The sequence below is a fragment of the Vibrio intestinalis genome (genome assembly GCF_025195085.2).
Lineage (GTDB): Bacteria > Pseudomonadota > Gammaproteobacteria > Enterobacterales > Vibrionaceae > Vibrio > Vibrio intestinalis.
Map to the genome: position 1 here is coordinate 93105 of NZ_JANAVY020000016.1, position 10067 is coordinate 103171.

Below are 10067 nucleotides of genomic sequence, written 5' to 3' on the forward strand. Positions count from 1 at the left end.
CAACCGAGAAGGAAAGTCTATGCAAATCAATATTAATGGCCATCACGTTGATCTTACCGATTCAATGCAAGACTACGTAAACGAAAAGTTTCAAAAACTTGAGCGTTTCTTTGACCATATCAACAGTGTCCATGTGGTATTAAAAGTTGAAAAACTCCGTCAAATCGCTGAAGCTACCCTTCACGTCAACCAAGGCGAAATTCATGCATCTGCAGATGAAGAAAGCATGTACGCCGCTATTGACTCTCTAACCGACAAACTTGTTAGACAGTTAAACAAGCACAAAGAAAAACTACACAGTCATTAACCATGCAACTTAGCGAAATCCTATCATTGGACTGCACCAAAAGTGCAGTCCAATGCACAAGTAAGAAACGTGCCCTAGAAATGATCAGCGAAATTGTCGCAGAACAAACCGGGCAAAACTCCACCGAACTGTTTGAATGTATGCTTAGCCGCGAAAAAATGGGCAGTACTGGCATTGGAAATGGAATAGCCATTCCCCATGCTCGTATGCACTCAAGCGATCAAGCAGTAGCGGTTCTACTTCAATGTGAAAGCCCTATTGAATTTGACGCGATCGACAATCGACCGGTCGATCTGCTGTTCGCACTGCTTGTGCCAGATGCGCAATGCAAAGAGCATCTCAAAACCCTTTCAAGTATGGCTGAACGTCTTAACGACAAACAGATCCTCAAACAACTTCGTAAAGCTGAGTCAGACCAAGAGCTTTACGACATCATGATCAACAGGTAATCACCTCATGCGATTAATAGTGGTAAGTGGCCAATCTGGCGCTGGTAAAAGTGTCGCACTGCGTGTGCTTGAAGATCTAGGCTACTACTGCGTTGATAATCTGCCAGTTAACTTACTGGACGTGTTCGTTCAGTCAGTACAAGGCAGTAAGCAAAATGTAGCGGTAAGTATCGATATTCGTAACCTGCCAGAAGAGCCAACGCTAGTTGAAGATGTCTTGCATAAACTCAAGCAAGATACTGACGTAAGCGTGCTATTCCTTGATGCGAATAAAGACACCTTACTAAAACGCTACAGCGAAACTCGACGCATCCACCCACTATCTCGCACTGAAGAAAGCACCTCTTTGGAGCAAGCCATTGAGAAAGAAAAGACCATTCTATCTCCGCTAAAAGAGCATGCTGATTTAATCATCGACAGCAGCAATCAGTCACTGCACGAACTCAGTGAAACGGTGCGCCGCCGCGTAGAAGGCCGCGAGCGTAAAGACCTTGTGATGGTATTCCAATCATTTGGCTTTAAATACGGTCTACCAAGCGATGCAGATTACGTGTTTGACGTGCGCTTTCTACCTAACCCGCACTGGGAGCCAGACTTGCGCCCATTGACCGGCTTAGATGCGCCAATTAAATCCTTCTTAGAAAGCCACCCAGAGGTGATGGAACTGAAGCAACAAGTGCTCAAGTTTATCGAGTGTTGGCTACCATCATTAGAGAAGAATAACCGCAGCTACCTGACTGTCGCGATTGGTTGTACTGGTGGTAAGCACCGCTCCGTGTACTTAACCCAACAGTTAGGCGAATACTTTGCAGAGCTTGGTCATCAAGTTCAAATCAGACATACCTCGCTTGAGAAAAACCTAAAGGATTAATCAATGCAGCAACAGAGCAAAACCGTCCTGATTCAAAACCGTTTGGGGCTACATGCTCGTGCTGCCGTTAAACTGGTTGAACTCGCCCAATCTTTTGATGCTATTCTAACGATTGAAAACCACGAAGGAAAAACCGCAACTGCTGATAGTGTAATGGGTTTATTGATGCTGGAATCAGCCCAGGGTGAATACGTCACCATTCAAGCTGAAGGCAATAATGCCCCTCAAGCGTTGGATGCGGTGTGCCAATTAATTGAGCATAAATTTGACGAAGAAGAGTGACCATCACCCACTCTAAAAATTTATTTTTCCTCCCTTCACATTAACTTATTAAACTCGATCTAAAATTAAGTTACTATTCAACGCATTGTAAGCAGATAGAGTTAGGGGGAATGAATGGCAGAGCAAATAGAATTCGACCAAGCTCACCAAGCCCTCCAAGAAGTCACTGAAGCTCTAGAAAATGGCCGTTTCGTCCATGTCCGTCGTCAGCTACAAGACATGGAACCGGAAGATATCGCCCACCTGCTAGAAGCCTCCCCGCGTAAAAGCCGTGAAGTCCTGTGGCAACTTACCGATCCTGAAGATTATGGTGAAATCCTCGATGAGCTAAACGAGGATGTAAAAGACGATCTCGTCGCCAAAATGGCGCCAGAGAAACTCGCCGAAGCAACCGAAGGTATGGACACCGATGACGTTGCTTACGTACTACGTAGCTTACCTGACGATGTCTCTCGTGAAGTTCTTTCACAGATGGACAGCGCAGATCGTCTGCGCGTAGAAACCGCCCTCTCTTATCCTGAAGATACCGCTGGTAGTATCATGAACACCGACGTTATCACCATTCGTGGTGATGTCGATGTGGACGTGGTATTGCGTTACCTGCGAATAAAGGGGGAGTTACCAGAAAATACCGATGCGCTATACGTCATCGACGATGAAGACCGACTGATTGGTGAGATCTCTTTAACCACCATTTTAACCACTCAGCCAGATGTCAAAGTTGCCGATGTAATGGAAGATGCCGACGAAGCAATTGAAGTTGCCATGAGCGACTCTGATGTTGCCAGTCTGTTTGAACGTCGTAATTGGGTATCTGCGCCGGTCATTGATGAAAACCAACACCTTGTTGGCCGTATCACCATCGATGACGTGGTAGACGTCATTCGTGAAGATGCAGAACACTCAATGATGAGTATGGCGGGTATGGATGATGACGAAGATACCTTCGCACCTGTGGTCAAATCGGCTCGTAAACGTAGTGTTTGGCTCGGTGCTAATGTATTGGCGGCTCTTGCTGCTGCATCAGTTTCCAACATGTTTGAAGCCACATTAGACCAAATGGCGGCCATTGCGGTACTGATGACGATTGTACCTTCAATGGGTGGCGTTGCCGGCAACCAAACCGTTGCACTGGTTATTCGTGGCTTAGCACTTGGTCACATTGGTGACTCAAACAAACGCGAACTACTAATGAAAGAAGCTGCGATCGGCTTTTTGAATGGCATTATGTGGGCGCTGATTATTGGCGGTATCGTAGTGGCTTGGAAAGGCAATTGGATGCTTGGCGGTATTATTTCCGCAGCCATGCTGACCAACTTACTGGTCGCGGGTATTGCGGGGGTAACAATTCCCATCTTACTGAAAAAGATGAATATCGACCCAGCCTTAGCTGGCGGTATGGCCTTAACCACGGTAACCGATGTTATTGGTCTATCGGTATTCCTAGGCTTAGCGACTATTCTGATTTAATCTTTTCAGACCACCAGCAAACAAAAAGCGCTGTAATCACAGCGCTTTTTAGTACTTATAGACCTATCGATTAGTTCATATTTGGCCCGAGCCATTTTTCAGCTTCAAGCATGTCCCAACCTTTTCTATCGGCATAGCTCTCTGCCTGATCTTTTTGGATCTGTGCGATCGCGAAGTAGCGCGAGTCTGGGTGAGAGAAGTACCAACCAGAAACCGAGGCACCCGGCCACATGGCATAACTGGTAGTCAGCGACATCTCAATGGTTTCTTCTACTTTAAGAAGCTCCCACAGTGGGCCTTTCTCTGTATGTTCAGGACATGCAGGGTAACCCGGAGCAGGTCGAATACCTTGATACTTCTCACGAATCAAATCATCGTTCGATAAGTTCTCATCTGCGGAGTAACCCCAAATTTCTTTACGCACTTGCTCATGCAAGTATTCAGCAAAGGCTTCAGCAAGACGGTCAGCAACAGCTTGAATCATAATCGCATTGTAGTCATCACCGTTGGCTTTATATTCATCAGCCAGCTCGCGCTCGCCAATACCGCCGGTTACGGCAAATGCACCGATCCAATCCTTCTTACCTGACTCTTTGGGAGCAATGTAATCAGATAAACAGTAGTTAAAGCCTTTTGGCTTCTCTGTCTGCTGACGCAAGTTATGCAGCACCTTAGCAACTTGGGTGCGAGACTCGTCGGTATAAACCTCAATATCATCGCCTACAGAAGCAGCAGGGAATAAAGCACACATACCGCGCGCTTTCAAAAGACCTTCTTTCTCAACACGATCTAATAAATCATTCGCATCTTTGAATAGACGCTTAGCCTCTTCACCTACTTCCTCATGCTGCAAAATAGCTGGGTATTTGCCAACTAATGACCAAGTCATGAAGAACGGCGTCCAATCGATATAATTACGTAGCGTTGCAACATCAAAATCATCAAATACATGGACGCCCGGCTTTGCCGGCACTGGTGGTGTGTAGTTTTGCCAATCAATTGCAACCTTGTTCGCACGTGCTTGTTCTAAAGTAACAGGCTTAGTACGCGGTTTTTTACGGTTATGTTGGTCACGCACTCGAACGTAATCCGCATCGAGCTTTTCAACAAAACCAGGACGTAATTCGTCAGAAAGCAATGAGGTACATACACCAACGGCACGTGAAGCATTGTTCACATACACCACTGGGTTTTTGTAGTTCTGTTCAATCTTAACCGCAGTATGCGCTTTAGAGGTTGTCGCGCCGCCAATAAGAAGTGGCAGTTCGAAATCAAGACGCTCCATCTCTTTTGCTACGTGAACCATTTCATCTAGAGAAGGAGTAATCAACCCAGATAGACCGATAATATCGACGTTCTCTTCTTTGGCGACTTTGAGGATCTTTTCACACGGGACCATCACCCCTAAATCGATAATCTCGTAGTTATTACATTGCAGTACAACACCCACAATGTTCTTGCCGATATCATGCACATCACCTTTTACGGTAGCGAGTAAGATTTTACCGTTTGAACAGCCTGCTTGTTTTGATGCATTGATATATGGCTCAAGGTGAGCCACCGCTTGCTTCATTACACGAGCTGATTTCACCACCTGAGGTAAGAACATCTTACCTTCACCAAATAAATCACCTACTACGTTCATGCCATCCATTAGAGGGCCTTCAATCACTTCTAGTGGCTTAGAAGCATTCACTCGCGCTTCTTCTGTATCTTCGACAATAAACTCAGTAATACCTTTAACTAGTGCGTGCTCTAAACGCTTCTCGACTGACCATGTACGCCACTCTTGCGCAGAAGCATCTTCTTCTTTACCCACGCCTTTACCTGCATATTCAGAGGCAATATCCAACAGGCGTTCGGTAGAATCATCACGGCGGTTAAGCACCACATCCTCTACTGCTTCTCGCAGTTTTTCAGGAACGTTATCGTAAATCTCTAACTGACCAGCATTAACGATACCCATATCCATACCGTTCTTGAAACAGTGGTAAAGGAATACCGCATGAATCGCTTCACGAACGTAGTTATTACCGCGGAAAGAGAAAGAAACGTTAGATACGCCGCCTGAGATCATCGCATACGGTAGGTCGCGTTTAATATCCGCAACCGCTTCGATAAAGTCCACCGCGTAGTTATTGTGCTCTTCAATACCTGTCGCGACGGCAAAGATGTTCGGGTCAAAAATAATGTCTTCTGGCGGGAAGCCTATTTCATCCACTAGAATGTTGTAGGCATTGGTACAAATTTCTAGCTTACGCTCTCGCGTTTCTGCTTGGCCAACTTCATCAAAAGCCATCACAATAACCGCAGCGCCGTAGCGACGAATCAGTTTAGCTTGCTGTAAAAACTTCTCTTTGCCTTCCTTGAGAGAAATTGAGTTCACGATACCTTTACCCTGAATACACTTCAGACCGGCTTCGATCACTTCCCACTTGGAAGAGTCGACCATGATCGGCACTTTTGAAATTTCAGGCTCTGAGGCACACAGATTTAGGAAACGTACCATACACGCTTCCGCATCGATCATACCCTCATCCATATTGATATCGATGATCTGCGCACCGTTTTCAACTTGCTGACGAGCAACGTCTAATGCTTCTTCATACAGCTCTTCTTTGATTAGACGCTTAAAGCGAGCCGAACCTGTGACGTTAGTTCGCTCACCAACGTTTAGGAATAGTGTCTCTTTTTCGATGGTCAATGGCTCAAGGCCAGACAGGCGACAGGCGACGGTTAACTCAGGCAGCGCGCGAGGCTTAATACCTTCAACGGCCATTGCCATATGACGAATATGCTCTGGCGTAGTACCACAACAACCACCAATGAGGTTTAGGAAACCACTTTGCGCCCACTCTTTAACATGTTCAGCCATATCTTCAGGCGAGAGGTCATATTCACCAAATGCGTTAGGTAAACCGGCGTTAGGGTGAGTAGAAACATAGCTTTCAGAAATTCGCGACAGTTCTTCTACGTAAGGGCGTAATTCATCAGGCCCCAACGCACAGTTCAAACCAAATGAGATAGGATTGACGTGACGCAACGAGTTATAGAAAGCCTCCGTCGTTTGACCAGAAAGCGTTCGCCCTGACGCATCGGTGATGGTGCCGGAGATCATCACAGGTAAATAGTTATCAAGCTCTTCAAATACAGTCTCGACGGCAAATGCACACGCCTTAGCATTCAACGTATCGAAGATGGTTTCGATAAGGATAAGATCAGAACCGCCCTTAATTAGGGCTCGAGTCGATTCAGAATAGGCTTCAACAAGTTCATCAAAGCTAACATTTCGATAGCCAGGATCGTTTACATCTGGAGAGATAGAACACGTGCGGTTGGTTGGGCCCAATACGCCTGCGACATAACGTGGTCTATCTGGCGTTTTAGCTGTCCACTCATCAGCCGCTTGACGAGCCAATTTAGCCGCTTCAAAGTTGATCTCTTCGCTGAGGCTTTCCATGTCATAGTCAGCCATCGCGATAGTCGTCGCGTTAAAAGTGTTAGTTTCTAAAATATCCGCGCCCGCTTCCAAATAGGCTAAGTGGATATCTTTGATCATCTTTGGCTGGGTCAATACCAACAGATCGTTGTTACCTTTTAAATCACAGTGCCAATCAGCGAATCGCTCACCGCGATAGTCATTCTCTTCTAGCTTGTAGTCCTGAATCATGGTGCCCATACCACCATCGATCAGCATAATCCGTTGCGCTAGCTGAGCTTCTATCTGTTGTCTTAACTTGCTTCCCACAATACAGCCTCATTATTCCTTTAATTATCTCTCCATCCTATCACAGATTAAAAAGGTGTCTAGACGTCTAAAACAACTAAATCCCTGACACGATACCAACAAAATAAAGTTTGCTATTTATCCACTCTAGGCACAAAATTCTTATTCATAATTTGTTACATAAGAGTTATCTCATGTCGGTCTATTACACGCTTTGCTTCCTTTCTGCAGCAGCTATGCTAATTGCCTTTGTAAACAGCAAAATAGGTAAAATGCAGACCACGATAGCCATCACTGCTGGCTCAATGATGCTTTCACTACTGATCCTGATTGCAGGTCAGAACGATTGGTTCCAGTTAACTGAGATTGCGACTGAAACAGTCGCGAGTATTAACTTCGAAGATTTCCTACTCAAGGGGATTCTTGGTTTCTTGCTGTTTGCAGGAGGGCTTGGCATCAAGCTGCCGAACCTCAAAGATCAGAAATGGGAAATTACCGTTCTAGCATTAGGGGCAACCCTCTTCTCCACCTTCTTTATTGGATTCGTACTTTACGGATTCTGCCAACTTATCGGCATTCAGTTCGACTTAGTTTACTGTTTACTATTTGGCGCCCTGATTTCCCCAACCGATCCGATTGCGGTTCTGGCAATAGTGAAAAAACTCGATGCGCCGCGCCGTATCTCGACTCAAATTGAGGGCGAGTCACTCTTTAACGATGGTTTTGGATTAGTTATCTTCGTCACTCTATACACCATCGCGTTTGGCACTGAAACGCCAACCGTCGGCAGCGTCACCATGCTATTTGCTCAAGAAGCTATCGGTGGTATCGCCTACGGCTTTGCTCTTGGCCTTCTCTTCCATTACCTAATCAGCGCGACTGATGATCACTCGATGGAGTTATTGCTGACTATAGGTATTCCGACGGCGGGTTATGCGTTTGCTGAAGTCATCCATGTATCAGGCCCATTAGCTATGGTTGTTTCAGGCATTATGATTGGCAACTGGACACGCTTTATCGGCTTTTCCAAAGAGAGTGAAGATCACTTAGACCACTTCTGGGAACTGATCGATGAGTTCTTAAATGGTGTGCTATTCCTGCTAATTGGTATGTCGATGCTATTATTCAAATTCCATCAAGAAGACTTCATCTTAATGGCATTTGCTATACCTCTAGTACTCGCTGCACGTTACCTTAGTGTCGCCCTATCTTATGTTGGCTTTAAGCGCTATCGCAGCTACAACCCATGGTCGATTAGAATCCTGACATGGGGTGGGCTAAGAGGCGGTTTAGCACTAGCGATGGCACTTTCAATCCCTGCCGGAATCTGGGTTATTCCCGATAAGCTTATCGATGTGAAAGAAATCATCTTGGTGATGACTTATTCAGTAGTTGTGTTCTCTATCTTGATCCAAGGCTCGACTATCACACCTATGATTGAGAAAGCCAAGCAAGCAGAGAAGCCACTTCAGCTATAATTAGGAATAGTGATACAACAAGGCAGCCAACCGGCTGCCTTTTTTATAACTGTTGATTGAGAAAATCTATTTTACCCTCTGCTCACTAGCGACTGCTTTTAGCTTACTTTGCTGCTTATATGTCTTACGTAGCTTCACTGACACAATACCGATGATAGCAGTAACCAAAGTAATCACAGGCGCAGCCATAAGCACCATAGTAACGATACGGCTCAAGTGTTCAGGCAATTGAGGAAGCAACATACCTAACGAGCACAATAGCAGAGTCCATAAGATTGCACTCAGCCACGAGAAGTAATGAAACTTCGCGACCTTATTCGCCCTCATACCCATCATTAGTGGTAACAAAGAACGAACCACAGGCACAAAACGCGCGCAAAACAACGCAACAAGGCCATGCTTACCAAGTAAAACGTCAACCTGCTGCATTCTATTACTTGGTACAGCACTTACCCAGCGCTGCACTATCGGTAGTCGATTAAGCCAATGTCCTTGCCCATAAGCCGCCCAACTACCTAACGCCGCACTACTTATGATGATTGCCAACAAGAGAAATGGATCAAGTACACCAACTGCAGCAAGCGTACCAGACAAAACAACCACACTATCACATGGAAAAGGAGCCGCAGGAATAAAGCCACTCTCTAAGAAAATCAAACCACCGACAACGCAATAAACAAGAACAGCGCTTCCTGGAGACATCAAGGCAGTAAAGTCTTGTTGCCAAAGCGCGATAAGAACAGAGTAGATAGACTCTAACATTGCTAACCCCAAACCAGTCATAAAAAGACTAGGAATACTTTTATACTGATAGGGTTTTATCCCTAGTATCAGTTTGGTTCAACTAGCAAGATCTATCGTTAGGATTAAAGAATAAGAGAAAGAAAATAAGAAGAAAAATTAGGATCTTATAGATACGAAAAAGCCGAGTATTTCTGCCGGGACGCGTAGTTTAGGGCTTTATCTTGAAATAAGTGACTGACGGTGGGGACGCCTAGTCTGGGGTTGCACACAACCGGGACTCATTTGCTCATTGCAAATGAAAAAGCCCTAGCATTTCTGCCGGGACGCGTAGTCTAGGGCTTTGTCTTAAAATAAGTGGATGATGGTGGGGACGCCTAGTCCGGGGTTGCGGGCAACCGAGGCTCGTTCTCTGAAAGGGATATTTGATACGTTTAAAACGACAAAACCCAGTCCGAGGACTGGGTTTCTAAATAAGTGGCGGAGCGGACGGGACTCGAACCCGCGACCCCCGGCGTGACAGGCCGGTATTCTAACCAACTGAACTACCGCTCCGCACTGGTTAGACTTGAAGTCTAAGTTTTTGCCTTTAGATTTTTCTAAAATCTAAAAACTAAATGTAAGCCTGGCGATGTCCTACTCTCACATGGGGAAACCCCACACTACCATCGGCGCTATTGCGTTTCACTTCTGAGTTCGGCATGGAATCAGGTGGGTCCACAACGCTATGGTCGCCAAGCAA

General features: G+C 45.6%; 8 protein-coding genes, 1 tRNA gene and 1 rRNA gene. 6 read left to right on the forward strand and 4 right to left on the reverse strand.

The features are described 5' to 3' along the window. Positions 1-19: 19 nt before the first annotated feature. The 5 genes from hpf (at position 20) to mgtE (ending at position 3379) form a co-directional block, all read left to right on the forward strand. Positions 20-307 (forward strand): ribosome hibernation promoting factor, encoded by a 288-nt coding sequence (gene hpf, locus MU515_RS16940; protein WP_260261568.1) that lies wholly within the window; start codon positions 20-22, stop codon positions 305-307. Between the two features lie 2 nt (positions 308-309). Beyond that, positions 310-756, forward strand: a complete 447-nt coding sequence (gene ptsN, locus MU515_RS16945; protein WP_260261569.1) for a PTS IIA-like nitrogen regulatory protein PtsN — start codon at positions 310-312, stop codon at positions 754-756. A gap of 7 nt (positions 757-763) precedes the next feature. Continuing rightward, positions 764-1627: an RNase adapter RapZ gene (rapZ, locus tag MU515_RS16950; RefSeq protein WP_260261570.1), complete on the forward strand. Its 864-nt coding sequence runs from the start codon at positions 764-766 to the stop codon at positions 1625-1627. Positions 1628-1630: 3 nt separating this feature from the next. Next, on the forward strand, positions 1631-1909 hold the full coding sequence (locus MU515_RS16955; RefSeq protein ID WP_260261571.1) for an HPr family phosphocarrier protein: 279 nt from the start codon (positions 1631-1633) through the stop codon (positions 1907-1909). A 114-nt stretch (positions 1910-2023) separates the two neighbouring features. Beyond that, the gene (gene mgtE, locus MU515_RS16960) at positions 2024-3379 is read left to right on the forward strand and encodes a magnesium transporter (protein ID WP_260261572.1); all 1356 of its coding nucleotides are present in this window, start codon (positions 2024-2026) and stop codon (positions 3377-3379) included. A 70-nt stretch (positions 3380-3449) separates the two neighbouring features. Here the strand turns inward: mgtE and metH are convergent, their stop codons facing one another. After that, the gene (metH, locus tag MU515_RS16965; protein ID WP_260261573.1) at positions 3450-7127 is read right to left on the reverse strand and encodes a methionine synthase; all 3678 of its coding nucleotides are present in this window, start codon (positions 7125-7127) and stop codon (positions 3450-3452) included. A 173-nt stretch (positions 7128-7300) separates the two neighbouring features. On the opposite strand from metH, the gene MU515_RS16970 reads away from it, so the two are divergent. Beyond that, positions 7301-8584, forward strand: a complete 1284-nt coding sequence (locus tag MU515_RS16970) for a cation:proton antiporter (protein ID WP_260261574.1) — start codon at positions 7301-7303, stop codon at positions 8582-8584. Between the two features lie 66 nt (positions 8585-8650). Here MU515_RS16970 and MU515_RS16975 read toward each other — a convergent pair whose 3' ends face one another. The 3 genes from MU515_RS16975 to rrf form a co-directional block, all read right to left on the reverse strand. Beyond that, the gene (locus MU515_RS16975; protein WP_260261575.1) at positions 8651-9346 is read right to left on the reverse strand and encodes a DedA family protein; all 696 of its coding nucleotides are present in this window, start codon (positions 9344-9346) and stop codon (positions 8651-8653) included. 457 nt (positions 9347-9803) lie between these two features. Next, positions 9804-9880 (reverse strand) — tRNA-Asp (locus MU515_RS16980). 68 nt (positions 9881-9948) lie between these two features. Then, positions 9949-10064: ribosomal RNA gene (gene rrf / locus MU515_RS16985) — 5S ribosomal RNA — on the reverse strand. Positions 10065-10067 lie beyond the last annotated feature (3 nt).